1 pseudogene is annotated in these 243 nt (G+C 67.9%); it reads right to left on the bottom strand.

Annotation, left to right across the window (positions count from 1 at the left end):
• Window positions 1-107 precede the first annotated feature (107 nt).
• Window positions 108-243 (bottom strand): annotated as a pseudogene (locus SB764_RS43875) (TetR/AcrR family transcriptional regulator); the annotation flags it as partial.

The following is a 243-nucleotide window of genomic DNA, read 5'->3' as shown; positions in this document are numbered from 1 at the left end:
CCTGCACTCGCCCGTCGTTGCGTGGCGATTTCTTCCAGGCGGCGGATGGACCGCGCATCGAGTAAAACGACGCGCCCGGTGCGCTTCGCGCGTCGCATGGTGCACCCTCAGCCCTGCCCTGCACCTAACTCACCGCCGTGATCCGGACGCGCGTAGTACGCAAGAAACATGTCGGCGGCCGTTTCCGCGACCTTCTGCTGTTCCTGCGCGCCCAGCGGCGGCTGGCCCATCGTCACCTGCGGC

Origin of the sequence: Paraburkholderia sp. SIMBA_027 (assembly GCF_046535315.1) — a bacterium.
Classification (GTDB): Bacteria; Pseudomonadota; Gammaproteobacteria; order Burkholderiales; family Burkholderiaceae; genus Paraburkholderia; species Paraburkholderia tropica.
This window is presented reverse-complemented; position numbering and strand designations above follow the sequence as displayed.